The organism is Cedecea sp. B1(4), from assembly GCF_059414925.1.
Genome location: NZ_JCAHMZ010000004.1, coordinates 423,826 through 448,854, shown reverse-complemented (window position 1 = coordinate 448,854; position 25,029 = coordinate 423,826). Strand labels below are relative to the sequence as shown.

The following is a 25,029-nucleotide window of genomic DNA, read 5'->3' as shown; positions in this document are numbered from 1 at the left end:
ATGACCACTCCGCTTCTCGCTATCAACGATCTTTCTATTGCTTTCCAGCAGGGCAAAAACCTGCGGCAGGTGGTGGACTCGGTTTCGCTTCAGGTGGAAGCGGGTGAAACCCTTGCGCTGGTCGGCGAGTCTGGCTCAGGCAAGAGCGTGACGGCGCTTTCAGTGCTGCGCCTGCTGCCGTCTCCGCCGGTGGTTTATCCCTCCGGGGAAATTTTGTTTCACGGCAAAGACCTGCTAAACGCACCGGAAAAGACGCTGCGTGGCGTGCGCGGCAACAAAATCGCAATGATATCTCAGGAACCGATGGTGTCGCTCAATCCTTTGCACACCCTCGAAAAACAGCTGTATGAAGTGCTCTCTCTCCACCGGGGAATGCGGCCTGAACCTGCCCGTGCGGAGATCCTCACCTGCCTCGATCGCGTGGGCATTCGCAACCCTGCGACCCGGCTCCAGGACTACCCTCACCTGCTGTCCGGCGGCGAACGCCAGCGCGTAATGATTGCGATGGCGCTGCTGACTCGCCCTGAATTGCTGATTGCCGATGAGCCGACGACGGCGCTGGATGTTTCGGTTCAGGCGCAGATCCTGCAGCTGCTGCAAGAGCTGAAGCAGGAACTGAATATGGGTCTGCTGTTTATCACCCACAACCTGAGTATTGTGAAAAAGCTGGCGGACAACGTGGCGGTGATGCGTCACGGCAAATGCGTGGAGCAACAACCCACCACCGATTTGTTCAGTCATCCACAGCATCCCTATACCCAACAGTTGCTGAACGCTGAACCGTCCGGCGACCCGGTGCCGCTGGCAGCAGACGTTATTCCCCTGCTCAAAGTTGAGGATCTGCAGGTTGCGTTTCCCATTCGCCGGGGCCTGCTGAAAAGAACGGTGGGATACCACTACGGGCTTAAAAATCTTAGCTTTGAACTGCGGCCAGGGGAGAGCCTCGGGCTGGTTGGGGAATCCGGTTCGGGCAAAAGCACCACCGGCCTGGCGCTGCTGCGATTGATTCATTCCACGGGCGCTATTTGGTTTGACGGCCAGCCGCTCCACCAGCTCAACCATAAGCAGCTGCTGCCGCTGCGCCGCGAAGTGCAGGTGGTGTTCCAGGATCCTAATTCGGCACTCAATCCACGCCTGGATGTGCTGCAAATTGTAGAAGAAGGCCTGCGGGTGCATCATCCGGCGTTAAACGCCGCAGACCGTAAGGCCAAAGTGGTTCAGGCGCTGGAAGAGGTCGGGCTGCAGGCGGATATGCTCCACCGCTACCCGGCTGAGTTTTCCGGTGGCCAGCGCCAGCGCATCGCTATCGCCAGAGCGTTGATTTTGCAGCCGCAGCTTATCGTGCTGGATGAACCGACCTCTTCGCTCGATCGCTCGGTTCAGGCTCAGATTCTGGCGCTGCTAAAATCTCTGCAGGAAAAACACCGCCTGGCTTATATCTTCATCAGCCATGATTTACAGGTAGTGAAAGCACTTTGCCATCAGATGGTGGTACTGCGTCAGGGAGAAGTGGTCGAACAGGGAGACTGCAGGCAGATCTTCAGCGCCCCACAAAGCGACTACACGCGTCAGCTTCTGGCGCTCGCCTGAGATTCAGAAGGGGTTATGGCTGGAAAAAGATTCGGCGATAGCAACGCCCACGTTTTTCAGGCGACAGGTTGCCGCCAGCTCGTCCTGCAGGTTAACGAACAGGCACGGCTCGCCTTCACACTCCACGACGGAGCTGTCCACTTCAATATCGCTTAATGCCTGGCTGAGCGTATCCATGATCGGCCACGCTTTTTCCCCGTCCGGGCTAAGCAGCTTCAGGCCAATCAGGCAATCGTCATCCTGTTGCGCATTTTGCGGAATCGGTTCAACTCTGGAGCCTGCAAAACCCGTCAACCAGCGGTAGCTCTGCGGCAAACGATGCACGATGGACAGTTGTATGGTGTTCAATTTCATTTCCCCGGAAGTTCCAATCGGCAATTTATCTCAAACTCTTTACACAAAGGTTAACACAATGTTGATAAATTGCGTTTAAACGAGCATTAAAACGGCTCACATCTCATGTAGAGATTTCAAAACTAACGCTTTATTTTTGTGCTATGGCACGCGTTTCGGCGCTATATGTATCGCTTTCTGAGATCTAACTCAACCTTTTTAACTACAAAGTTGTGACTTTTTACAGTTGAGCCTTTTACATATACGAAACATATATCTTATATCAACAGAGATTGTACGGGAATTTTCGGTGGGAGTACGGGCGTTTCTGTACAGAAACGCCCGCAGTTTTCAGGCTTTTGAGTGGCGGGCTTTGCTGGCGTAGAAGTAGAACAGCACGGAGGCCGTCGCGCAAATAGCAATGGACCAGATCATCGGCCACGCGGTGTTAAAGGTGGCCACCGAGAGCAGCGCCCCGGTTAACGCGCCAATGCCAAAGCGGAATGTCCCGGCCAGCGAAGACGCCGTGCCGGCCATATGCGGGAATTCATCCAGAATGACCGCCATCGCATTGGATGACACCAGCGACACGCAGCTGATAAACACCGCCACGCCAAGCACCATCGCCCAGAAGCCAAAATCCAATTGGCTGCTGACCACCAGCCATACCGCCATGGCAAACTGAATGCATAGCCCGGTACGGAACATGTTGATCGCCCCAACCCGACGCACAAAGCGGCTGTTGATCATGGTCATGAAGAACAGAAACACAACGTTTAGCGCAAAGTAGTAGCCAAAGTGCTGCGGTGATACATGGTTTAATTCGATGTAGACGAACGGCCCGGCACTGAGGAACGAGAACATCCCGGCAAAGCTGAAGCCGCTGGCCAGCATATAGCTCAGCACCCGCTTATGGCGGAAAAGCGTGGCGAAATTGCCCGCCGTGGTGCGCAGATTAAACTTCTGCCGCATTTCTGGGGCGAGCGTTTCGTGAATAAAGAAGAAAATCATCGCCGATGCAAGCAGCGCGGCGGCGGCCAGAATCCAGAAGATCGTGTGCCAGCTATACCACACCAGTACTGCGCCCCCGATCATTGGCGCCACCAGCGGCGCAATGGTGGTAATCAACATCACGAAGGACATCATCCGGGAGAACTCTTCCTTCGGATAGATATCGCGCATCAGGGCGTTGATCACCACGCTCGCCGCCGCCGCCGCAAGGCCGTGCAGAAAACGCATCCAAATTAGCTGATCGATAGTCTGTGAAAGCGCACAAGCAATTGCCGCCAGCGCGAACACCAGCGTGCCGCCCAGCACCACCGGCTTACGCCCAAGGCTATCGGCCATCGGCCCGTAGAAGATCTGCCCGATGGCAAAACCCAAAATATAGGTACTGAGGGTCATTTGTGCGCTGCCCGCCGGGACATTAAAGCCCTGGGCTATCATCGGCAGCGCCGGTAAGTACATATCAATGGACAGCGGCATCAGCATCGCCAGCAGGCCAAGGATAACGATAATACCGACAGAAGAGTTCTGTTTACGGCTCAAAAGTGACTCCGGTGATTAGGGCATGCCGACGCTGGCAATTTCCTGTTCGGTTAACGGGCGGTACTCTCCTGGCGCCAGTTCAGCATCCAGGGCGATGTCACCAATGCGCTCACGGTGCAGGCCAACCACATGATTGCCAACGGCGGCAAACATGCGTTTTACCTGATGGTAACGGCCTTCGCTGATGGTCAGACGCACTTCCGTCGGCGTAATCACTTCCAGCACGGCAGGTTTGGTGAGGTCTTTCTCATTATGCAGCTGAACGCCTTTGGCGAAGTGTTCCGCCGTGCCTTCTTCAACCGGTGACTCCAGCGTCACCAGATAGGTTTTCTCGCAGTGATGGCGTGGAGAGGTAATGCGGTGTGACCACTGGCCGTCATCCGTCATCAGTACCAGGCCGGTGGTGTCAATATCCAGACGACCTGCGGCATGTAACTTGTGCGCCACCGGCTCGTCGAGGAAGTAAAGCACCGTTGGGTGATCGGGATCGTCGGTAGAACAGACGTACCCCTGCGGCTTGTTCAGCATAAAGTAGCGCGGGCCGTGCTGCTGGGTCAGTGAATTACCGTCAAACGCGACCTGATGTTCCGGCAGCAGTTTAAAAGAGGCGTCACGCACAACTTCACCGTCAATGGTGACGCGGTTAGCACGGATTTCACGGCCAGAAATAGCGCGGCTGATGCCGAGCTGCTGAGAGATAAATTTGTCGAGTCGCATTAGTGTATTGCCTGTTTCATGAAGGTGCCGACAAGTGAGCGTGCGGCAGGGGCTGGAGCCCACATTCAGGTGGAAATTGGTTTGCCTGATAATTAGTTTGCCAGTATAGCGACATCAAAAACTCTCTCAAGGTAAAACGGTGCTTTATGGCATAATCGTTGCAGTCATTTGATAACAAGGTTGAAAAACCGCCCGGCCATGTCTTTTACTCTTCGTCCTTACCAGCAAGAAGCGGTGGATGCCACCCTCAGCTACTTCCGCAAGCACCCTGAACCTGCCGTCATCGTGTTGCCCACCGGCGCGGGCAAAAGCCTGGTGATTGCGGAGCTTGCAAAAGTGGCGCGCGGGCGCGTGCTGGTGCTGGCTCATGTGAAAGAGCTTGTGGCGCAAAACCATGCGAAGTATGTCTCTCTCGGGCTGGAGGCAGATATTTTCGCCGCTGGCCTGCAGCGCAAGGAAAGTCAGGGCAAAGTCGTGTTCGGCAGCGTTCAGTCCGTTGCCCGCAACCTCGAGCATTTCCACGGTGAGTTTTCCCTGCTGATTGTCGATGAGTGCCACCGCATCGGCGACAGTGACGAAAGCCAGTATCAGCAAATTCTGGCGCATCTGCGCGGCAACAATCCCCGGCTGCGGCTATTGGGGCTGACCGCCACGCCCTTCCGCCTCGGCAAAGGCTGGATTTATCAGTTTCATTACCACGGCATGGTTCGCGGCGATGAAAAGGCGCTGTTTCGCGACTGCATTTACGAGCTCCCGCTGCGCTATATGATTAAGCATGGTTACCTGACGCCGCCGGAACGGCTGGATATGCCGGTGGTGCAGTACGATTTTAGCCGTCTGCAGGCGCAGTCCAACGGGCTGTTCAGCGAAGCGGATCTGAACCGCGAGCTGAAACAACAAAAACGCATCACGCCGCATATCATTAGCCAGATCGTTGAATTTGCCGCAGACCGCCGCGGCGTGATGATCTTTGCTGCCACGGTAGAGCATGCGAAAGAGATAACCGCCCTACTGCCCGCAAGCGACGCGGCCCTGATTACAGCCGACACGCCAGGGCCTGCCCGCGACACGCTCATCGACGCTTTTAAAAATCAGCAGTTCCGCTTTTTGGTGAACGTGGCGGTACTGACCACCGGCTTTGACGCGCCGCACGTGGATTTGATAGCCATTCTGCGCCCTACCGAGTCCGTGAGCCTTTACCAACAAATTGTTGGTCGCGGCCTGCGTCTCTCTCCGGGGAAAAAAGACTGTTTGATTCTCGACTATGCCGGAAACCCACACGATTTATTCACGCCCGAAGTGGGCCACGCCAAAGGGAGAAGCGACAACGTGCCGGTGCAGGTTTTTTGCCCTGCCTGCGGGTTTGCCAATACCTTCTGGGGAAAAACCACCGCTGATGGCAAGGTGATTGAACACTTTGGCCGCCGCTGTCAGGGCTGGTTTGAAGACGATGACGGCCTGCGCGAGCAGTGCGATTACCGCTTCCGCTTCAAAAACTGCCCAAACTGCAATGCTGAAAACGATATCGCCGCCCGCCGCTGCCATCAGTGCGATCACGTCCTGGTCGACCCGGACGATATGCTTAAAGCGGCGCTGAAGCTGAAAGATGCCCTGGTACTGCGCTGCAGCGGCATGACGCTTCAGTCCGGCGGAGACGCTAAAGGCGATTGGCTTAAAATCACCTATTACGACGAAGATGGCGCAGACGTCAGCGAGCGCTTCCGTCTCCAGACGCCGGCCCAGCGCATGGCGTTCGAACAGTTGTTTATCCGCCCGCACTCGCGCGCGCCCGGCGTGCCGTTACGCTGGATCACCGTCGCGGATGTTGTGGCTCAGCAGCCGCTGCTACGCCATCCAGACTTTGTGGTAGCCCGTAAAAATGGCCAGTTCTGGAACGTCCGTGAAAAGGTTTTTGACTACCAGGGGCGCTTCCGCCGGGCCAACGAATTACGCGGCTAACGGGTACTTTTCATTGCCGGCAGTGCCGGATACGGCTATAATGCCGCCCGCTTTTGCATCCGCAAAGCAGAAAACTTTACCTGCTGCTGGGTCGCCTGTAGCAGGCTTATTTAAAGAGAAACAGTCAATGTTTACTATCAATGCAGTAGAACGTAAAGAGCATGGCAAGGGTGCGAGCCGCCGCCTGCGTGCAGCAAACAAATTCCCAGCTATCGTTTACGGTGGCGCGGAAGCTCCTGTATCCATCGAACTGGATCACGACGCCGTAATGAACCAGCAGGCTAAACCTGGTTTCTACGAAGAAGTTCTGACCCTGTCTATCGACGGTAAAGAAGTAAAAGTGAAAGTTCAGGCTGTGCAGCGTCACCCGTTCAAGCCAAAACTGACTCACATCGACTTCGTTCGCGCTTAATCGCGAGTTAAGTTCGAAAAAAACCCCGCTTCGGCGGGGTTTTTTGTTATATAAGCATTCCCGACGCCACGCCTGGCCAAAAGAGACAAATTCCATGGTTGAAAAAATCCCTGCGGGTACATCGCTGGTACCCGCCGTAGAGAAGGATATCCAGGCTATCAGGATGATACAAAGCTACCACGCCCATATCTATTTCGAGACGCCTGAACAAAGGCTGATTGCGGAACGAATCCGGGCAGAGATTGCGCTGCGTTTTTCAGTCCTGCTGGGGCGCTGGCACGATGTGCCCGTTGGCCCCCATGCGCTGCCAATGTATCAGGTTGCTTTTATGCCGGAGGTGTTTGCGCGATTTGCGCCGTGGTTGATGCTGAACCGCTGCGGGTTAACCGTACTGCTGCATCCCAACACCGGGCAGCCCAGGGCCGATCATACCGATCACGCCGTCTGGATGGGGCAAAAGCTGGAGATCCGCCATTTGCAGCAACTGCCTGAAAACGAAGGGCCAGAGCCAGACTACATCCCGAATACTGCCCCGACGGTGTCGCCTTAAGCATCAGCATGATGATACGGCCCGGCTAAAAACAGGCGGGCCGTGTTGGTAGGTTATTTACCAGAGGAACGGCGTTGAAGCTGATCGCGCAGATTCGGCGGCGTCCCTTTAATGGTTAGGGTGTCGGTTGCCGGATCCCAGAAAATACGCTCCCCCAGCAGCATGGCATCGAAGTTAATCGTCAGCCCACCGCCGCTGCCAGCGTATTTGGTCAGCTGCCGCAGCGTCCCGCGATCCGCCGGGAAGCTCTCTTCCAGCTCATAGCCTTTTTCGGCGGTGAACTGCTGGAAGTTTTTGTCGTCAACCGCCCACGGCAGCTCATCCGCCAGCGAAGAAAGTTCAATCTCTTCCCCCGCCTGAAGCTGTTCGTTGCAGTAAGCGTAAACCTGCTGGCGCGCGGCCTGGCGTTCGTTTTTGTCCAGCTGAGCTTCGTTCGTGAAGTCGTCCAGCGCCTGCAGCAGACCTTTGTTCTGCGCTTTGGCGTTCAACCCTTCGCTGGCGCCCAGGAAATCCATAAAGAAATCGGCCACTTTGCGCCCCACTCTGCCCTTCAGGAAGGTCAGGTAGCGGGTAGATTCCGGGTTGGTTTCCCACTCGGTCAAATCAATACGCGCCACGATATCCGCATGGTTGATGTCGAGATAGTGAGTCGCGCTGATATCCAGTTCTTCGTTAACGCGCATGCTGCTCAGATTGTTCAACACCGCCACCAGCAGGTATTCGACCGCCAAATATCGATAATGGCAGAACAGCACGATACCGCCGTCTGCAAACGGGTATTTTGCCAGCTCATCGCGAAGACGACCGGTCGCCGCACGGGTAAAGGCAAGAAAATCTTCATCGCCATTTCGCTGCAGGCGCAGCGCTTCGGCCAGTTCGCTCTCTTCGCTGAACAGGCCGTAAGCTTTATTTTTAGCGCTATATACGCGATGCAGTTCCGCCATCATCTCTTCGACGGCACCGTCAGTTGCCAGCAGCGAGTCGCGCAGCACGACGTCCAGCGTCTGCTCATCGCGCTTAATCAATTGATGCAGGGCAATCTGGTTGATATCCAGACTCATGTTAAACTCTCCTTTAAGACCGGGCGGTATTCAACCACTGCCGCTACCGGGACGCAAGTCGTGATAAAAAAGCGGAAAAATCGTCCCTGCTACGGTAAGATAATGCCCTTTCCCGAATACGAATGATTTTTAATTTATGCCACAAACATCCCGCTACAGTGACGAACAAGTTGAAGCGATGCTGACCGAACTGGCAGCCGTGCTGGAAAAACACCACGCGCCTACCGATCTTTCCCTGATGGTATTGGGAAATATGGTCACCAATCTGATAAACACCGACGTGGCGTCCGCTCAGCGTCGTCCTTTGGCTCGCTCCTTTGCTGAGGCGCTTCAAGCTTCGGTGAGCGAAGATAAAGCCCACTAAGGAACTATCGTAACAAGTTATGGTGACTAACCGTCAGCGCTACCGCGAAAAAGTTTCCCAAATGGTCAGTTGGGGGCACTGGTTCGCCCTGTTTAATATCCTGCTGGCCATGCTGCTGGGTAGCCGCTATCTGTTTATCGCCGACTGGCCAACGACGCTGACGGGGCGAATTTATTCGTACGTGAGCGTTGTTGGGCACTTTAGTTTTTTGGTGTTTGCCGCCTATTTACTGCTTATCTTTCCGCTGACGTTTATCGTCATGTCGCAGCGCCTGCTGCGCTTTATCAGTGCGGCCCTGGCCACGGCGGGCATGACGTTACTGCTGATAGACAGTGAAGTTTTCACGCGTTTCCACCTCCACCTGAATCCCACCGTCTGGGAACTGGTGATTAATCCCGACCAGGGGGAGATGGCCCGTGACTGGCAGCTGATGTTTATCAGCGTGCCGGTGATTTTGCTTATTGAGATGCTGTTTGCGACATGGAGCTGGCAAAAACTGCGCAGCCTCGGGCGTCGTCGGCAATACGCGCGTCCTTTAGTGATTCTGTTCTTTATTTCTTTCTTTAGTAGCCACCTGATGTACATCTGGGCGGATGCTAACTTCTATCGCCCGATTACTATGCAGCGGGCTAATCTGCCGCTCTCATACCCAATGACCGCCCGTCGTTTCCTTGAAAAACACGGCCTGCTTGATGCCCAGGAATACCAGCGCAGGCTGGTGGAGCAAGGTAGCCCGGCAGCGCTGTCGGTCCAGTATCCGCTGAGTAATCTGCAATTCCGCGATATGGGTCTTGGTAACAATGTGCTGCTGATTACCGTTGACGGACTGAATGCCGCAAGCATGAGCAAAGATATGCCGTCGCTGAAGGCATTTGCCCACGATAATATCCGCTTTACTCAGCACATGAGTTCCGGGAATAACACCGATAGCGGCATGTTCGGCCTGTTCTACGGTATCTCCCCGGCTTATATGGACGGTGTGCTGTCAAACCGCACCCCTGCCGCACTTATTACAGGTTTAAATCAGCAGGGCTACCAGCTTGGCCTATTTGCATCCGACGGCTTTAACTCGGCGATGTACCGCCAGGCCCTGCTGTCTGATTTCTCGTTGCGCCCAGCCAAAAACCAGACCGACGGCCAGACGGCAACACAGTGGATTAGTTGGCTTAACCAGTATGCTTCCGAGGACAATCGCTGGTTCTCCTGGGTCGCCTTTAACGGCACCAGCATCGACGATAACGGCAATCAACAGGGCTTTGAGCAGCGCTATTCCCGCGCAGCCGGTAATGTTGATGAGCAAATTAAACGCGTGTTGGATGCGCTGGAAGCGGCAGGCAAGCTGCAAAACACGGTGGTTATCATTACCGCAGGCCACGGGATTCCGCTCGGCGACCAGCGTGATTCTTTCGCCTGGTCACGTGCGCGGATTCAGGTGCCGCTAGTGATTCACTGGCCGGGCACACCTGCGCAGACCATCACCAAACTCACCGATCATCAGGACGTGATGACCACCCTGATGCAGCGTCTGCTGCACGTTAAAACGGCGGCCAATGAGTACTCTCAGGGGGAGGATTTATTTGCCGCGACGCGCCGTAACAATTGGGTGATTGGTGCCGACAATCAAACCCTGGCCGTGACAACGCCCGAGATGACGCTGGTGCTCAATAACAACGGCAACTATCGGATGTACGATCTTCAGGGTAAACGGATCAATGAAACCAAGCCGCAGCTTGATTTGCTGCTGCAGGTGCTGACTGACGAGAAGCGCTTCATCGCCAACTAATTGTTTATTTATAAGACAGTTAGCCGCGTATTTCCTTGCAATCAACGCGGAAAAATGTACTATTATTCTTCTGCGTCGGCACGTAGCGCAGCCTGGTAGCGCACCGTCATGGGGTGTCGGGGGTCGGAGGTTCAAATCCTCTCGTGCCGACCAAATAAACATTGAAAACCAGCCTCTTACGGCTGGTTTTTTTGTGCCTGAATTTTATCTGGACAGCCAAAAGAAAAGCCGCCAGAACTGGCGGCTTTGTGCGGTGTTTTACACTTACAACAGGAACAGCGTAGCCAGCCCCAGGAAGATAAAGAATCCGCCGGTATCGGTAATGGCAGTGATCATCACGCTTGAGCCGACGGCAGGATCTTTGCCCAGTTTGGTCATCGTCATTGGAATCACGACGCCCATCAACGCCGCAACCAGAAGATTCAGGATCATCGCCAGCGTCATCACGCCGCCCATCGCCGCGTCGTTATACAACAGCCAGGTAATGCCCCCCATCACGCCCCCCCAGACCAGCCCGTTGATCAACGCGACGCCCAGCTCACGCAGCATCAGGAAGGAGATGTTACCCGCCTGAATATGCTGCAACGCCAGCGCACGCACAATCATGGTGATCGTCTGGTTACCTGTGTTACCACCGATGCCCGCCACGATCGGCATCAGCGATGCCAGAGCCACTAGTTGCGAAATGGTATGTTCAAATAATCCAATCACGCGTGAGGCTACAAACGCCGTACAAAGGTTAATGGCAAGCCAGGCCCAGCGGGTGCGCACGGCTTTGCTGACGGGTGCAAAGACATCCTCTTCGGTGCTCAGGCCGCCCATGCGGCGCAGGTCGTTGTCGGTTTCCTCGTACACCACGTCAACAATCTCATCCACCGTTAAGCGCCCCATCAGCTTGCCGGTACTGTCAACCACTGCGGCGCTGATCAAGTCATCGCGTTCAAAGGTACGCGCGGCCTGCTCGTCATGATCTTCCGGCGCGAAGCAGGTGGGGTTGTCGTCCATCACCTTCAGCACCGGCGTTTGCGGCGAATGCAGTAGAATCGCGGTGAGGTCCAGCTCACCCAACAGCGTTTTGTCCCGGCTGGTGACAAACAGTTTGTCGGTGTTCTGCGGCACTTTGCCGCGAATACGAAGGTAGCGCTGCACAACGGCAAGCGTGACATCAGGGCGCACGGTGATCACTTCAAAATCCATGATTGCGCCAACGCTGTGCTTGTCATAATGCAGGATCTGGCGAACTTGCGTGCGCTCATTCTGCGGCAGCGTGGCCAGCAAACGCCCGACCAGATCGCGAGGAAGGTACTGCGCCAGATAGATCTGATCGTCGATATCCAGCGGGCGCAGCGCATTAAGCAGCGCTTTATCGCTCATATCTTCAATCAGGTCATCCCAGACGGTCTCTGAAGCCTCAACCAGCACGCTACCGCGTCGGTCTTCGGTGACGAGGCTCCATAGCGCTAAGCGCTCTTCCGTTGGCAAGGCTTCCAGGACATCGGCGAGATCCGGCGCGGGCAATCGCTCAACCAGCGTCACTATCTCGGCGATATCCTGCTCGGCGCTCTGTGTTTCAGCGAAAGGTTCTTTGGCCAGAATACCGCTGGCGACGGCTTTGTTGGTCAACAGAATTTGCAGAATACGTGCCCTGTCCTGGTCACGCTCTTTGGTGCTGTACTTCTGAATGGCGGTCATAAAATAATTCCCCGGAAACGACGAGTTAGTTTATAGCCTGACGGGATGAAGAAAACAAAAAACCAGCCTTAATTGGCTGGTTTTTTTACTTTGTTTAGGTGGCGCTGACTCAATGACCCGTTCTTGCCACGGCGTCGCGTGAAGCTTGTGCCCGCTCGTCGCCGGTCAGCTCGCTGAGTTGGCCCTGGCGCATTTCCAGAAGCCGGTCAGCGTGAATAAAGTAGTGATCGTCATGGCTGATGGCAAAGACCGTTTTCCCCATTTGCTGCATTAACGGCAGCAATACCTGGTAGAATTCACGCCGGAAATGAGGATCCTGGTCTGCGGCCCATTCGTCGAGCAGGATAATATCTCGCTCCTCCGCTATCGCCAGCAGCAGCGCCACGCGCTTGCGCTGCCCCTTCGAAAGCTTGAGGTTGAGGATGGTGCCGTTGTCCAGCTCTAGCTTACTGCTCATTTTCAGCCGCTCGAGCCAGCTGTTTACCAGCTCAGAATTAGCCGGTTTACCCTGTGCCCCCAGAAGGCGGTCAAACAGCCAAACGTCGGTGAATACCGCTGAGAATAGCCGACGGTAGTCATCCTGCGTCCGGGCCTCAACGCGCTGGCCATCAAGATAAATCGCCCCGCTGACCGGCTGATAAAGTCCTGTCAGCAACATCGCCAGGGTCGATTTTCCGCTGCCGTTACCGCCAATCAGAAACAGCAGTTCCCCGCGCTTGATAGTGAGGTTCAGCGGGCCAACGCTAAAGCTATTATCCCCGTATTGAAACACCACATCGCGCATTTCAAGCTGCTGCCAGTTCCCGGCGGCCTTCGAACGGGGGAACGCAGCATCGTATGGGGCGAGCTGGAACTTATTCAGCTTATTGAAAGCAACCTGGGCGCTCAGCAGCGTCGGTAACGCCCCGACGGCGGAAAGGAGTGGCGTACGCAAAAATAGCAATGTTAAAGAAAACGTTGCCGCTACGTTGGTGTCGGACCAGCCCAGGCTATTAGCCATATAAAACACCAGCCCAATCGCCCCCAGCATCATAATGTTGGACCAGTTCACGGCGCTAAGGTGGTAGGTATCTGCGCGGATAATATTGTTTCGATAATCGGCAGCGTGAGGCGTGTAGGTGTCTTCGTACATCCGCTCCGCACGTTCGCGGTTCAGGGCCAGTTCCTTGCGCCCTTCGATAACGGTTTGATAATCTTGATAAAGCTGGTCTTCAATTTCCCGAAGCTGGGCCATGTGTTTGTATACCCGCGCCACCAGCAGATAACCGCCCACAATGGTGATAACCAGCCATACGGTGGTCACGCCCAGCATTTTAGGTGACAGCCAGGCAAGGTAAGCTGCGGAGCCGATAGCCAGAATAATGCCTTGTACCAGTTCCGGCAGGCGAACAAAGGCAATCGTAATGTTTCGCACGTCGCTGGTTAGCCCCGCCAACAGAGCGGCACTGCCCAACTGCTCGACGCGCTCTACGTCGGTGTCCATCAGGCGCTTGATAAACTCGCTACGCAGACGAAAAACAAAATGGTGGCCAAGGGTAGTTAACGCCAGCTGCGAACCCAGCGTCACCGCCATCAGCAACAAGAGTAATCCCATGAACTCTGGCAGAACCGCGAAGGTAAGATCGGGTGTCTCAATCAGGCGCTGGTTAATGAACGCAATTAGGCCAATGCCTAGCGCCGCACTGGCCAGGCTTAACGCCATGACCATTACAAAAGGCCAGCGATACTGGCGATAAACCACACGAAGTAGCTCCATAATTCCCTACCGGCAAAATAAAACAGCGAGCAGTTTAAACGGCTCGCCGCCCACATCAAGAATAATTCTTATTTTTATTCGCCTTACGAGGCACGGCGGAAGGTCAGGTTGTAGCGGAATTGGTCGGTGAGAGGATGAAAACCGGGTTTGAGCGGCAGAATACCGTGATAAAAAAGCCGTGACGCGCCCCCCCATACCACAACGTCACCATGCTCCAGCATGATACGTTGCAAAGGGTCTCCGCGCTGCAGGCCACCAAACTGAAATATGGCAGGCAAGCCAAGCGAAACCGAAACAATGGGCTGGCGCAAATTAGGCTCGTCTTTATCCTGATGAAGAGAGAGCTTGGTGCCTGCGGCATAGCGGTTGATCAGGCAGGCATCGGGTTCAAAATCCAGATAACCCGCCGCGCGCGAGGCTCGGTGGCAAATGGACAGAAATACTTCCGGAATCAATGGCCAGCCCTGCCCGGTGAGCGGATCCTGTGGCGAATAGAGGTAACCATTCTGATTGGTGCTCCAGCCTAATGCGCCGCAGTTGGTCATAGCCACCGACATGGTGTAGCCGCCAGGCGTCACCATATGGCGGAAAGGCGCCTGCTGAGAAACCAGCTCAACACCGGCCATCAGCGCGGCGGCCTCTTCCCGGGCAAAGCGCCGCAGAATTGTCGCGCCCTCGGCAAGCGGCTCTTCCCACGGAGATTCATCAGCAAACAAATCCAGCATTATTCTTTCTGCCTTCTCGTTTCGTTTTCCAACAGCTGACGCTTGCGCTCCACGCCCCAGCGATAGCCGGACAAACCACCGTCGCTGCGGATCACCCGGTGGCAGGGAATGGCGACTGCAAGCGTATTAGCCGCGCAGGCTCCGGCCACGGCCCGCACGGCGGCAGGTTTACCGATACGTTCCGCCAGTTCGCTGTAGCTAACGGTAGATCCTGGCGGAACGGATCGTAACGCCTGCCAGACCTGTTGCTGAAATGCCGTTCCGCGAATGTCCAGCGGCAGCGAAAACTCAGCCGTAGGCGATTCGATAAAGCCAATGACCTGTGCCACGCGTGAAGCGAATGCCTCATCGCCCGGAGTAAGTTGTGACGAAGGAAATTCAGTTTCCAGCTCACCGATAAGCGTTTCGGCGTTCTCACCCAACAGGATTGCACAAATACCGCGCTCGCTTTCCGCCACCAGGAATTCCCCCAGTTGGCAGGCGCCAACTACAAATTGGATATGAGCACGGGCACCACCTTTACGATACTGGCTTGCCGTCATGCCCAACGCAGCATCCGCCTGATGGTAATACGCGCTCCCTGACTGAAAACCCGCATCAAAAATGGCGTTTGTCACCCCTTTCCCTTGTGCCAGGCCAGCACGTAAACGACGAGCGCGATGCGCTTTTTGCCATGCGTTTGGCGTCAGGCCCGTGACGCTTTTAAAGAGGCGGTGGAAATGAAAGCTGCTCATGGCGACCCGCCCGGCTAGCTCATCCAGGGTCAGCGGTACTTCGCTGGATTCAATAATCCGGCAAGCTTCTTCAATGCGCGCCACTCGCTGGCGCTCAGGGGCAAGCTTATCCGGCTGACAGCGCTTGCAGGCGCGAAACCCGGCTTCTAGCGCCGCTTCGGGTGTGGCGTAGAAAGCGGTATTTTCACGTAGCGGACGGCGAGCGCTGCAGGAAGGCCGGCAGAAAATACCGGTGGTTTTGACGGCAAAAACGAATTGCCCGTCGGCCTGCGTGTCGCGCTGTTCCACCGCCTGCCAGCGCTGCTGCTCTGTAATATACCCGTTTGTCTGCTTCATCATCGCGACCTCATGCTTAATTTAACGATACCATCATGGCAGCACAGGCCGGATGAAAAACTCGGGTTCTTGCTTTTTAATTTTTTTCGTCAAGCAGGAAGGTTTTGAACTGAGGCGACATCCAGCTCCGGAATCCGTCCCCTTCTTTGCTGATAAGGTAAACGGCCAGGCCTTCTTTCTCCGCAACCTGTTTGGCTTTTTCTTCCCCTAAGACCATCAACCCCGTGTCCCAGCCATCTGCTTCCATCGCCGTTGGTGCAATGACGGTAGCGGAAACTAATTTATGTTCAATAGGCCGCCCGGTCTGTGGGTTAATGATGTGGGAAATACGCTTACCGTCCAGCTCGTAATAGTTGCGGTAACTGCCTGAGGTACTGATCCCGTGGCCGTTGATATCCACCATTGCCTGCACGGCATTCTCCCGATCGGTCGGTTTCTGAATAGCCACCCGCCAGGCTTTTCCCGCCGGATTAGTGCCGCGGGTGGTGACCGCGCCTCCGACAGAAACAAGATAGCGGCTAATGCCATTTTGCTCCATCAGTCGGGCCAGATGGTCGGCGGCGTAACCCTCCCCGATGGTCGACAGATCGACATACAGGCCGGGAAGATCTTTTTGCAGCCATTGCTTACCGGCAGCATTCACCACCTTCAGATGCTGCAAACCGGTTAAGGCTTTGGCGGCATCGATTTGTGCCTGATTCGGCGTGTGCAGCGGCTGTTTATCGGGCCCGAAGCCCCACAGATTGACCAAAGGCCCAACTGTAATGTCCATCGCCCCATCGGTTTTCGCACCGATGCGCAGCGACATCGTGACAATATCACTCATCGCCTCACTCACCGGATACGGCTCAGTGCTGGCGGACTGGTTAAAAAGGGAAAGCGCCGAGTCTTTTTTCCAGGTCGACATCAGCCGATCGTCGGCATCCAGCTGATCCTGAATTTTTTTCTGCAGTGAGGCTTGCTGTGCATCATCAACGTCCGCCAGGCTCACGCGCCAGTAAGTTCCCATGGTTTTCCCCTCAAGCACCATGGCCTTTGTGGCGTCAGGCTGAGCGTTATCGCAGCCTGAGAGAGCGAAAAGAGCGACGGCAAGCCAGCCGTGACGAATAATGCGTGAATCCATGGTGTCAGTCTCCAGTTTCGGGAGCGTAAGGGTACAGCAAAAGCGGCCGGGAGAGGGAGCAAGCGGCGAGCCATTGAGGTTTGAGACATAAAAAAGGCGCCTTGCGGCGCCTTTGTTAGCTTGAGCTAAATTAGAACTGGTAAACCAGGCCTACACCCACAACGTCATCGGTACCGATGCCGGTTGCCTGAGTGAAGGCATTTTTGTCCAGCAGGTTGATTTTGTAGTCAACGTAGGTAGACATGTTTTTGTTGAAGTAGTAAGTCGCGCCCACATCAACGTATTTCAGGATATCCTGGCTGCCGTAACCTTCGATGTTTTTACCTTTAGACTGCAGGTAAGCGATGGATGGGCGCAGGCCGAAATCGAACTGGTACTGAGCAACCACTTCAAAGTTCTGCGCCTTGTTAGCAAAACCAGATTTGTTGATGGCTGTCGCGTTATAGCTCTGGGTGTACTGCGTTGCCAGATAGATGTTGTTCGCGTCGTATTTCAGACCACCGGTGTAGGTGGTTGCATCGTCACCGTGACCCAGCACGCCGGCAGCGTTCTGATCTGCGGTACGTTTAGAGCTGGAAATTGCAGAACCAACGCTGAAGCCTTCGCCCAGTGCATAGGTCAGGGAGCCGCCGAAGCCGTCACCGTTTTGGTTTACAATACCACGACCGCCTTCGGATTTAGCTTCGCCAGACTGGCTACCGTTTTTACCCTGGTACTGCAGAGCAAAGTTCAGGCCATCAACCAGACCGAAGAAGTCGGTATTACGGTAGGTTGCAACGCCGTTAGCACGAGACTGCAGGAAGTTATCTGCACCGTAAGTATCGCCACCAAATTCTGGCAGAACGTCAGTCCAGGAAGTGACATCGTAAACAACGCCGTAGTTACGACCGTAGTCGAAAGAACCTGCGTCACCGAACTTCAGACCAGCGAAGCCCAGACGAGTCCAGGATTGGTTGCTGGAGTTTTCAGTGTTGTTCGCCTGAACGTTGTATTCCCACTGGCCGTAACCGGTCAGCTGGTCGTTGATCTGGGTTTCGCCCTTGAAGCCAAAACGAACATAGGTTTTGTCGCCGTCATTACCTTTATCGTTGGAGAAATAGTGCAGACCATCAACTTTACCGTACAGGTCTAATTTATTGCCGTCTTTGTTGTAAATTTCGGCTGCATTTGCAGCGCCTGCTACCAGCAGAGCCGGTACCAGAAGGGACAGTGCTTTAACTTTCATCTTATTAACCCTCTGTTATATGCCTTATTTTATTTACCACTGCTTACTGATTAACCCTCTAATCAGTCGGCAAATTCATTGTCCAAAACAAATACTGAATAATCCAACGGGAATATGATACGAAAACTATATAGATGTTTCATTTATCAATATAGATGTATCCAAATGTAAATCAGAGGGAACTTTTTTTAGCACGAATAGCTAAAAATATAAGCATCAATAATCAAAAAATAATAACACCACAAAAAAATCAATAAGTTAAACCAAAAACATAAAAGTAGCACTCAATGATAATTTTTTTCTTAACTTAGGCGATAAAATCATTATCGCTATCATCATTAACTTTATTTATTACCGTCATTCGAATCTGAATGTCCGTTTACCCCTATTAGTACCGGATGCTTGCATCCGGTTTTTTTTTACCCGTCTTTACACAACTTTAATATCTTTGTGCTAGCCATACAATTTGTAACGTCTGTTAATTAATCAGTCTGCTTTTTTTCTCCATATTTCATGCAGAATGCGGATTTTTCTTAAGCAATTTTATTTTCCACTCATAACACATCCCCAGACAATATTTGTACAAACATCCCTCAGCTGTACAAATTACCAACAAGACTTAAGGCAAATTATTATTTAAGGATTTTTCCTAATAATCAGTCACCTGAAAAAAAACAGAGAACACCTTATACTGCGTCAGATTGCTGACGGCACCGTCATATAAAGGTATTCTTAGCATCTGCAAGCGCTAAAACGCTAAGGCGAAACGGCTCACTCAAGCAGTTGGGCTACCTATCATCCAGGATTGGCGAGGCTTCGCCGGGTTGCATACATACAATGAGCCAGTCTGAAAATACGCCGCTAAATAAGTTTTCACTGTTCCCCGGCAACATTACCCGCTTCTTTTTGCTGCTGATCGTCGTTCTGCTAGTCTCGATGGGCGTCCTGGTGCAAAGCGCCGTTAATGCCTGGCTTAAGGACAAAAGCTACCAGATTGTCGATATCACCCATGCTTTACATAAACGTGTAGAGACCTACCGTTACGCTACGTGGCAAATCTATGACAACATCGCGACTGCCCCGGCAGCCTCTGGCGAAAATCTTCAGGAAACCCGGCTGCGCCAGGACGTCTATTACCTCGATAAACCGCGAAGTAAAACCGAGGCGCTGATTTTTGGCTCCCATGACAGCTCCACGCTGGAAATGACGCAGCGGATATCCGGCTACCTGGACACGCTGTGGGGAGCAGAAAGTAGCCCATGGTCGATGTACTACCTTAATGGCCAGGACAACAGCATGATTCTGGTCTCAACGCTGCCGCTCAAGGACCTGTCATCTGGTTTTAAAGACTCCGGCGTCGGCACCATCGTGGATTCACGCCGCGCGGAGATGCTGCAGCAGGCTAATGCCCTCGATGAGCGGGAAAGCTTCTCGCCTCTGCGCAAACTTAACTGGCAAAACGGCCATTATTTCACGCTGAGAACCACATTTAACCAGCCTGGGCATCTGGCAACCGTGGTCGCATTCGATCTGCCGATTAACGATCTTATCCCGCCCACTATGTCCCTGGACAGCTTCCAGTTGGATCCTGACGAACGCCAGCGGACAGCCGCGACAACTTCAACGGATAAAGACGATCCGGACAGCGTCAGCATTAACTTTAATAGTGCACGAATTGAAATTACGGCTCCGGTAGCAACGACGCAGCTCCAGCTGGTGTGGCAAGTCCCGTTTGGGACGCTGATGATGGACACGCTGCAAAATATTCTTCTGCCGCTGTTGCTGAACATCGCGCTGCTCGGTCTGGCCATTTTTGGCTTTGCAACCTTCCGCCAGCAGCCTCAGCGGCAGGCGGAAAGCAATTCGGGGAATGGCGAGCTGCAAATACTGCGTGCGCTAAATGAAGAGATTGTCGCGATCCTGCCCCTTGGCCTGCTGGTTCACGACCTCGACGCGAACCGTACCGTGATCAGCAATAAAATTGCCGATCACCTACTCCCCCACCTGAACTTGCAAAATATTATTTCGATGGCGGACCAGCATCAGGGGGTCATTCAGGCCACGGTCAACAACGAGCTGTATGAGATTCGCCAGTTCCGCAGCCAGATAGCCCCGCGTACGCAGATTTTTGTGATCCGCGATCAGGATCGCGAAATTCTGGTGAACAAAAAACTCAAACAGGCCCAGCGTCTGTATGAGAAAAACCAACAGGGCCGGGCCGCCTTCATGCAGCATATCGGCGAAGCCCTGCAGCTTCCGGTTAAGCAACTGGCGGAACATGCCGCAGAAATTAACGACAGCAAACATCTGCAGCTGGCAAATGATGCCCAGGTCATTGTCCGTCTGGTCGATGAGATCCAACTCCTCAACATGCTGGAAGCCGACAGCTGGAAAACCAGCGTCAGCGAGTTTTCTATTCAGTCCCTGATTGATGAAGTTGCCCTGTCGATGCTGCCGATTATCAAGCGTAAAGGGCTGCAGCTGCTCATCAACAATAACCTGCCGGCCGATGAAAAACGCCACGGCGACAAAGACGTGCTGCGCAAAATCCTTGAGCTGCTGCTGCACTATTCCGTGACCACTACGCAGATTGGCAAGATTACGCTTGATATTAGCGAGGAAGAAGCCGGGCCAGATCGCCTCTTGTTCCGCGTCCTGGATACAGGTAACGGTATCGGCGGTGGTGAAATTGATAACCTGCACTTCCCGTTCCTCAACGAAACCAGCGAAGACCGCTATGGGCAGGCCAACGGGCTAGCTTTCTACCTTTGCGATCGCCTTGCTCGTAAGCTCGGCGGGCATCTGAACATCAAAACGCGCCCGGACATCGGCACACGCTATAATTTACATATCAGAATGGCCGCAGAGTCACAGGCCGATTCGCGGGATGAGAGACTGCTGGATGACGTTGTGGCGATGCTGGATATCACCTCCAACGAGGTCCGAACGATTGTGACCCGCATGTTGGAAAACTGGGGCGCGAACTGCATTTCCCCGGACGAAAGACTCGCGAGTCAAGACTTTGATATCTTCCTCACTGATAATCCGTCTAATCTTACTGCTTCGGGCTTGCTTTTAAGCGATGATGAAAACGGGATGCGGAAGATTGCACCTGGCCAGTTCCGGGTAAACTTTAATATCAGCAATGCGATGCAGGACGCCGTTCTGCAGCTGATTGAAAACCAACTGGCGGAGGAAGACACACCCGATTCGCCTCTGGGCGGCGACGAAAACGCTCAGCTGCACGCCAGCGGTTATTACACGCTGTTTGTCGACACGGTACCGGAAGATGTCACCAGACTGTATACTGAATCTGCAGCGGGCGACTTTGCCGCTCTGGCGCAGACTGCGCACCGCCTGAAGGGCGTGTTTGCGATGTTGAATCTGGTGCCCGGCAAACAGTTATGTGAAACGTTGGAGCACCACATTCGTGAAAGTGATGCTCCAAACATACAAAAATATATCAGCGACATTGATGCTTACGTCAAAAGTCTGCTGTAGCAAGGTAGCCTATTACATGAACAACATGAACGTAATTATTGCTGACGACCATCCGATTGTTCTGTTCGGCATTCGCAAATCTCTTGAGCAGATCGAATGGGTGAATGTTGTCGGTGAATTCGAAGACTCCACGGCACTGATCAATAATTTACCAAAGCTTGAAGCCAACGTACTGATAACCGATCTGTCCATGCCAGGCGATAAATACGGTGACGGCATCACACTGATCAAATACATCAAGCGCCACTTCCCTAACCTGTCGATCATCGTGCTAACCATGAACAACAACCCGGCAATCCTTAGCGCGGTGTTGGATCTCGACATTGAGGGGATTGTGCTGAAACAGGGTGCGCCAACCGATCTGCCAAAAGCTCTCGCCGCGTTGCAGAAAGGCAAGAAATTCACCCCTGAGAGCGTTTCCCGCCTGCTGGAAAAAATCAGCGCAGGTGGCTATGGCGATAAGCGCCTGTCGCCGAAAGAAAGCGAAGTTCTGCGCCTGTTCGCCGAAGGTTTCCTGGTGACCGAGATAGCCCGTAAGCTGAACCGCAGCATCAAAACTATCAGTAGCCAAAAGAAATCAGCGATGATGAAGCTGGGCGTCGAGAACGACATTGCCCTGCTGAATTACCTTTCCTCAGTGAGCCTGACACCGGCGGACAAAGAGTAATCTCCGCCACGGCCACCAAGAAAAAGCCCCGCATTTTCATGCGGGGCTTTTTTATGAGCTTAGTTTACGAGGCATCGCGTGTACTTCGCACTCGGGCAGCATAAACCGCCAGCGTCTGTTTAATCACATCCAGCGTGACCGGTTTAGACAAGCAGCTGTCCATACCGGATTCCAGACAGCGCTGTTTCTCTTCCGCCAGCGCGTTTGCCGTCACGCCGATGACCGGCAGCGTCAGCCCCAGTTGGCGAATGCGCTGCGTCAGGCGATAGCCGTCCATGTTCGGCATGTTGACGTCACTGAGTACGATATCGATATGATTTTTGCTGAGCACGTTCAGCGCATCGATCCCGTCATTCGCCGTTTTGCACTGATAGCCGAGCGATCCGAGCTGATCGGCCAGCAAGCGACGATTGATCGGATGGTCATCCACCACCAGGATCATCATGTCATCGTTTCGCTCGCTTATCTCACTGGCCGCCGTCAGCGCCGGAGAACTGCCAGGCACATCCACAGTAATACTGTAAATCCGCCCCAGCAGCGGCAGCAACTCGTGCGGCGCTGCGACGCTGTGCACCCAACGGCCAGGTTCAAATTCAACGGGAATACCGATATGGCGGCGGCAGAAGACAATCGCCGCCCGGCCGCCCCACGGCGCCGCCAGATTATCATCGGTAATCAGAATATCGTCGCTGCCCGGCGTTTCACCTGACCATGACTGCGCCTGTAGCCCGTTTTTGATCAGCAAAGATTCCAGGTAGCTACTGAGATAATCATTGCGAATAGCCAGCCAGCAGCGCTTGTCCGCCAGCCCTTCAACATTATTCTTCGGCGCAAACTGCGCTTTATACAGCGGGATACGCACCGTAAACTGGCTGCCCATCCCCGACTCGGTATCCACCGAAATATCGCCATCCATCATGCTGATTAGCTTTTCGCAAATCGCCAGCCCCAGCCCGGTTCCCTGGAAATTACGCTGCACGCCGGTTCCCACCTGGAAGAACGGGTCAAAAAGCCGGGTCACTTCTTTGGTCGGGATCCCTACCCCGGTGTCGCGCACCCGGAAGCTCAGATAATCGCCGTTGATAGAAACATGCAGGATAATACAGCCAATATCGGTGAACTTAATCGCATTACTCAGCAAGTTGGAGATAACCTGCTGCAAGCGCATGGGGTCACCCTGCAGCGTGAGTGGTACATCATCGTCGATAAAGCAGTACAGGCCCAGCTGCTTGCGAACCACCAGCGGCAGATAGTTGGCGGTAATGTGGCTCATCACCTCACGCGGAGAAAACTCACGCGGCTCAATTTTCAACTGCTCTGACTCGATTTTCGAGAAGTCGAGAATGTCGCTGATGATTTTCAGCAGCAGGCTGGATGAGTTGTTCATCGCCGTGACCAGCCTGTCCACACCCTTCGGCAGCTCTTTGGTCTGCAGGAGATCCAGGTTACCGATGATGCCGTACAGCGGCGTACGCAGTTCGTGGCTGACAGTAGCGAGGAACATAGATTTAGACTGGCTCGCCTGCTCCGAGGCCTGAGCCATCTCCTGCAGGGACTCCTCCATCTTCACGCGGGCGCTGACGTCTACCAACACGCAAATTGCCACGTTCTCATTGCGGTAGCGCGAATGCACAAAGCTGATCTGCAGATTGGTGTGGTTGCTGGTCATGACATCGACAAAGTTGACCTGCTGGCCACAAATAATCTGCGTCAGCCGCTGCCTGTCCTCGTGCGTCAGCATATTGAGGTAATTGTGCGCCAGTTCGTTACTCAGAATATTAGTGCCGTCCTGGGTGCGCAAAATACAGATACCCACGGGTGCAGACGCGACGATCTTCCGGTTGAACTGCTCGTGCTCCTCCAGCCGCTGGGCATCGCTCTCGGCTGGAATAAAGATCCGGCGCTCATACATTCGCGCCAGGGTAAACAGCACAATGCCGACCAGGACGTTGAGTAAAACCGCATTGAGGATAAGCATTCTGATGCTTTCCAGCACCAAATCGACAGGCACAGAGTAAATCACGCTCAGCGAGGACGGCGGCAGATTTTTCTTTAGTACCAGCGCCTTAAAGCCAGACGTATAGCCGAACCAGGAACGATCCTGAATCCAGCGACTTTCTGGCTCAATACGCGATTCCGGGCCGGTCAGCGATATCAGCGGGTGACCATTTTCATCCAGGATAGTGACACCAATAGGCAGCGTGCCCGGCGTCAGGAAGTTCTCCATACGCACCGTTTGCTCAATCCCCAGCAGCGCCTGGAGACGGTTCGCCAGATAGACCGGCGTCAGCGTGTAGAAATAGCCAATGCCGGGGCGCGGCCCCTGCCCAATCCAGTAAATGCTGTTCGCCCGTTCATCCTGCGGCGCGGTACGATACTTCATGATGCGTTCATGCAGCGTTTTCAGTGCGTTTTCCCGTTCCAGCGGCATATCACGCAGCCCAAAATCTGCCATGCAGAGATTATCGCCGCCAATCAGGAACACCCGGTTGAGGTCGTACGCCGCGGAGAAGTTATCGCGCCAGTAGCGCAGGAACCAGGAAAGAGACTGCAGCGAGCTGCGCCAGGTTACGCTCACCGCCGAGCAGTCTGAATCCGGGAACAACGGCATAAACGTGGGGGCATCGGTTTTTTCCGCGCTTTGATCGAGCGGGGGGAGCACGCCATTGGGCGCCGTGAGACGGTTTTCAGCAATGTACTTCAGCTCTTTCACCACGTCCGAAGTACGCTGGATGTAGCGCTGGGCCTGGTCAAAGCTGATGTTAAATTCCTGGCGAATCTCCGACTCTTTATCGTGCAGCGCGTTGACGATGTAAAACACGGAAAACAGCGCGATAAGCAGCCAGAGCAGAAGCGCCAGCGCCCTGAACAGGTAGCGCGAAATTTTAAGGGTGCTGCGAAAAGAGACGAAGTATTTCAAATTGGGCCTGAAGGTACGCGAGCGAGTGAACGG

The 25,029-nt window shown here is 54.1% G+C and carries 19 protein-coding genes and 1 tRNA gene; 9 read left to right on the top strand and 11 right to left on the bottom strand.

All coding sequences use genetic code 11. The features are described 5' to 3' along the window. Entirely contained in the window at positions 1 to 1,590 is a 1,590-nt protein-coding gene (gene yejF, locus ACR6JA_RS11710) for a microcin C ABC transporter ATP-binding protein YejF (RefSeq protein ID WP_494492807.1), read from the top strand. A gap of 3 nt (positions 1,591 to 1,593) precedes the next feature. On the opposite strand, the gene ACR6JA_RS11705 is transcribed toward yejF, so the two are convergent. The 3 genes from ACR6JA_RS11705 to rsuA form a co-directional block, all read right to left on the bottom strand. Then, entirely contained in the window at positions 1,594 to 1,938 is a 345-nt protein-coding gene (locus ACR6JA_RS11705; protein ID WP_008459886.1) for a YejG family protein, read from the bottom strand. A 336-nt stretch (positions 1,939 to 2,274) separates the two neighbouring features. Next, the gene (locus tag ACR6JA_RS11700; protein WP_166872287.1) at positions 2,275 to 3,471 is read right to left on the bottom strand and encodes a Bcr/CflA family multidrug efflux MFS transporter; all 1,197 of its coding nucleotides are present in this window, start codon (positions 3,469 to 3,471) and stop codon (positions 2,275 to 2,277) included. A gap of 15 nt (positions 3,472 to 3,486) precedes the next feature. Next, positions 3,487 to 4,188 (bottom strand): 16S rRNA pseudouridine(516) synthase RsuA, encoded by a 702-nt coding sequence (gene rsuA / locus ACR6JA_RS11695; RefSeq protein WP_166872284.1) that lies wholly within the window; start codon positions 4,186 to 4,188, stop codon positions 3,487 to 3,489. Between the two features lie 198 nt (positions 4,189 to 4,386). Between rsuA and radD the strand changes: the two genes are divergently transcribed. The 3 genes from radD to ACR6JA_RS11680 all read left to right on the top strand — a co-directional run bounded on the left by radD (position 4,387) and on the right by ACR6JA_RS11680 (position 7,109). Beyond that, positions 4,387 to 6,147, top strand: coding sequence for a DNA repair helicase RadD (gene radD, locus ACR6JA_RS11690; protein ID WP_166991009.1), 1,761 nt, complete (start codon positions 4,387 to 4,389; stop codon positions 6,145 to 6,147). 127 nt (positions 6,148 to 6,274) lie between these two features. Next, on the top strand, positions 6,275 to 6,559 hold the full coding sequence (gene rplY / locus ACR6JA_RS11685; protein ID WP_008459879.1) for a 50S ribosomal protein L25: 285 nt from the start codon (positions 6,275 to 6,277) through the stop codon (positions 6,557 to 6,559). A gap of 94 nt (positions 6,560 to 6,653) precedes the next feature. After that, positions 6,654 to 7,109, top strand: a complete 456-nt coding sequence (locus tag ACR6JA_RS11680) for a DOPA 4,5-dioxygenase family protein (RefSeq protein WP_494492806.1) — start codon at positions 6,654 to 6,656, stop codon at positions 7,107 to 7,109. A 53-nt stretch (positions 7,110 to 7,162) separates the two neighbouring features. Here ACR6JA_RS11680 and yejK read toward each other — a convergent pair whose 3' ends face one another. Then, complete coding sequence (yejK, locus tag ACR6JA_RS11675) at positions 7,163 to 8,170, bottom strand: nucleoid-associated protein YejK (RefSeq protein ID WP_008459874.1); 1,008 nt, start codon at positions 8,168 to 8,170, stop codon at positions 7,163 to 7,165. Between the two features lie 136 nt (positions 8,171 to 8,306). Between yejK and ACR6JA_RS11670 the strand changes: the two genes are divergently transcribed. From ACR6JA_RS11670 to ACR6JA_RS11660, 3 genes are all read left to right on the top strand, one after another. Then, positions 8,307 to 8,534: a YejL family protein gene (locus ACR6JA_RS11670; protein WP_008459871.1), complete on the top strand. Its 228-nt coding sequence runs from the start codon at positions 8,307 to 8,309 to the stop codon at positions 8,532 to 8,534. A 19-nt stretch (positions 8,535 to 8,553) separates the two neighbouring features. Next, positions 8,554 to 10,317: an LPS biosynthesis-modulating metalloenzyme YejM gene (yejM, locus tag ACR6JA_RS11665; RefSeq protein WP_213712744.1), complete on the top strand. Its 1,764-nt coding sequence runs from the start codon at positions 8,554 to 8,556 to the stop codon at positions 10,315 to 10,317. A gap of 76 nt (positions 10,318 to 10,393) precedes the next feature. Then, positions 10,394 to 10,470, top strand: a tRNA-Pro gene (locus ACR6JA_RS11660). Positions 10,471 to 10,581: 111 nt separating this feature from the next. On the opposite strand, the gene mgtE is transcribed toward ACR6JA_RS11660, so the two are convergent. The 6 genes from mgtE to ACR6JA_RS11630 all read right to left on the bottom strand — a co-directional run bounded on the left by mgtE (position 10,582) and on the right by ACR6JA_RS11630 (position 17,908). Beyond that, positions 10,582 to 12,009, bottom strand: coding sequence for a magnesium transporter (gene mgtE, locus ACR6JA_RS11655; protein ID WP_213712746.1), 1,428 nt, complete (start codon positions 12,007 to 12,009; stop codon positions 10,582 to 10,584). 109 nt (positions 12,010 to 12,118) lie between these two features. Further along, positions 12,119 to 13,765, bottom strand: coding sequence for a multidrug ABC transporter permease/ATP-binding protein (locus tag ACR6JA_RS11650; protein WP_494492805.1), 1,647 nt, complete (start codon positions 13,763 to 13,765; stop codon positions 12,119 to 12,121). Positions 13,766 to 13,848: 83 nt separating this feature from the next. Continuing rightward, a complete protein-coding gene (gene alkB, locus ACR6JA_RS11645; protein WP_213712750.1) occupies positions 13,849 to 14,490 on the bottom strand; it encodes a DNA oxidative demethylase AlkB in 642 nt (213 codons plus the stop codon). Then, the gene (gene ada / locus ACR6JA_RS11640) at positions 14,490 to 15,563 is read right to left on the bottom strand and encodes a bifunctional DNA-binding transcriptional regulator/O6-methylguanine-DNA methyltransferase Ada (RefSeq protein WP_494492804.1); all 1,074 of its coding nucleotides are present in this window, start codon (positions 15,561 to 15,563) and stop codon (positions 14,490 to 14,492) included. The genes alkB and ada overlap by 1 nt, the downstream gene beginning before the upstream one ends. Before the next feature lie 73 nt (positions 15,564 to 15,636). Next, positions 15,637 to 16,683, bottom strand: coding sequence for an FAD:protein FMN transferase ApbE (gene apbE / locus ACR6JA_RS11635; RefSeq protein WP_494492803.1), 1,047 nt, complete (start codon positions 16,681 to 16,683; stop codon positions 15,637 to 15,639). A gap of 130 nt (positions 16,684 to 16,813) precedes the next feature. Beyond that, complete coding sequence (locus ACR6JA_RS11630) at positions 16,814 to 17,908, bottom strand: porin OmpC (RefSeq protein WP_213712754.1); 1,095 nt, start codon at positions 17,906 to 17,908, stop codon at positions 16,814 to 16,816. 837 nt (positions 17,909 to 18,745) lie between these two features. On the opposite strand from ACR6JA_RS11630, the gene rcsD reads away from it, so the two are divergent. Both rcsD and rcsB read left to right on the top strand, forming a co-directional pair. Next, entirely contained in the window at positions 18,746 to 21,409 is a 2,664-nt protein-coding gene (rcsD, locus tag ACR6JA_RS11625; RefSeq protein WP_494492802.1) for a phosphotransferase RcsD, read from the top strand. A 16-nt stretch (positions 21,410 to 21,425) separates the two neighbouring features. Then, a complete protein-coding gene (rcsB, locus tag ACR6JA_RS11620) occupies positions 21,426 to 22,076 on the top strand; it encodes a response regulator transcription factor RcsB (protein WP_008459849.1) in 651 nt (216 codons plus the stop codon). Between the two features lie 64 nt (positions 22,077 to 22,140). Here the strand turns inward: rcsB and rcsC are convergent, their stop codons facing one another. Continuing rightward, positions 22,141 to 24,996, bottom strand: a complete 2,856-nt coding sequence (gene rcsC / locus ACR6JA_RS11615) for a two-component system sensor histidine kinase RcsC (RefSeq protein ID WP_494492801.1) — start codon at positions 24,994 to 24,996, stop codon at positions 22,141 to 22,143. Positions 24,997 to 25,029: the final 33 nt, after the last annotated feature.

Excerpts from the sequence above, each read along its gene's own strand:
- yejF (WP_494492807.1), top strand. The coding sequence starts at position 1 with ATGACCACTCCGCTTCTCGCTATCAACGATCTTTCTATTGCTTTCCAG.
- rsuA (WP_166872284.1), bottom strand. The coding sequence starts at position 4,188 with ATGCGACTCGACAAATTTATCTCTCAGCAGCTCGGCATCAGCCGCGCT.
- radD (WP_166991009.1), top strand. The coding sequence starts at position 4,387 with ATGTCTTTTACTCTTCGTCCTTACCAGCAAGAAGCGGTGGATGCCACC.
- rplY (WP_008459879.1), top strand. The coding sequence starts at position 6,275 with ATGTTTACTATCAATGCAGTAGAACGTAAAGAGCATGGCAAGGGTGCG.
- ACR6JA_RS11680 (WP_494492806.1), top strand. The coding sequence starts at position 6,654 with ATGGTTGAAAAAATCCCTGCGGGTACATCGCTGGTACCCGCCGTAGAG.
- yejK (WP_008459874.1), bottom strand. The coding sequence starts at position 8,170 with ATGAGTCTGGATATCAACCAGATTGCCCTGCATCAATTGATTAAGCGC.
- ACR6JA_RS11670 (WP_008459871.1), top strand. The coding sequence starts at position 8,307 with ATGCCACAAACATCCCGCTACAGTGACGAACAAGTTGAAGCGATGCTG.
- yejM (WP_213712744.1), top strand. The coding sequence starts at position 8,554 with ATGGTGACTAACCGTCAGCGCTACCGCGAAAAAGTTTCCCAAATGGTC.
- mgtE (WP_213712746.1), bottom strand. The coding sequence starts at position 12,009 with ATGACCGCCATTCAGAAGTACAGCACCAAAGAGCGTGACCAGGACAGG.
- ACR6JA_RS11650 (WP_494492805.1), bottom strand. The coding sequence starts at position 13,765 with ATGGAGCTACTTCGTGTGGTTTATCGCCAGTATCGCTGGCCTTTTGTA.
- alkB (WP_213712750.1), bottom strand. The coding sequence starts at position 14,490 with ATGCTGGATTTGTTTGCTGATGAATCTCCGTGGGAAGAGCCGCTTGCC.
- ada (WP_494492804.1), bottom strand. The coding sequence starts at position 15,563 with ATGATGAAGCAGACAAACGGGTATATTACAGAGCAGCAGCGCTGGCAG.
- apbE (WP_494492803.1), bottom strand. The coding sequence starts at position 16,683 with ATGGATTCACGCATTATTCGTCACGGCTGGCTTGCCGTCGCTCTTTTC.
- ACR6JA_RS11630 (WP_213712754.1), bottom strand. The coding sequence starts at position 17,908 with ATGAAAGTTAAAGCACTGTCCCTTCTGGTACCGGCTCTGCTGGTAGCA.
- rcsD (WP_494492802.1), top strand. The coding sequence starts at position 18,746 with ATGAGCCAGTCTGAAAATACGCCGCTAAATAAGTTTTCACTGTTCCCC.
- rcsB (WP_008459849.1), top strand. The coding sequence starts at position 21,426 with ATGAACAACATGAACGTAATTATTGCTGACGACCATCCGATTGTTCTG.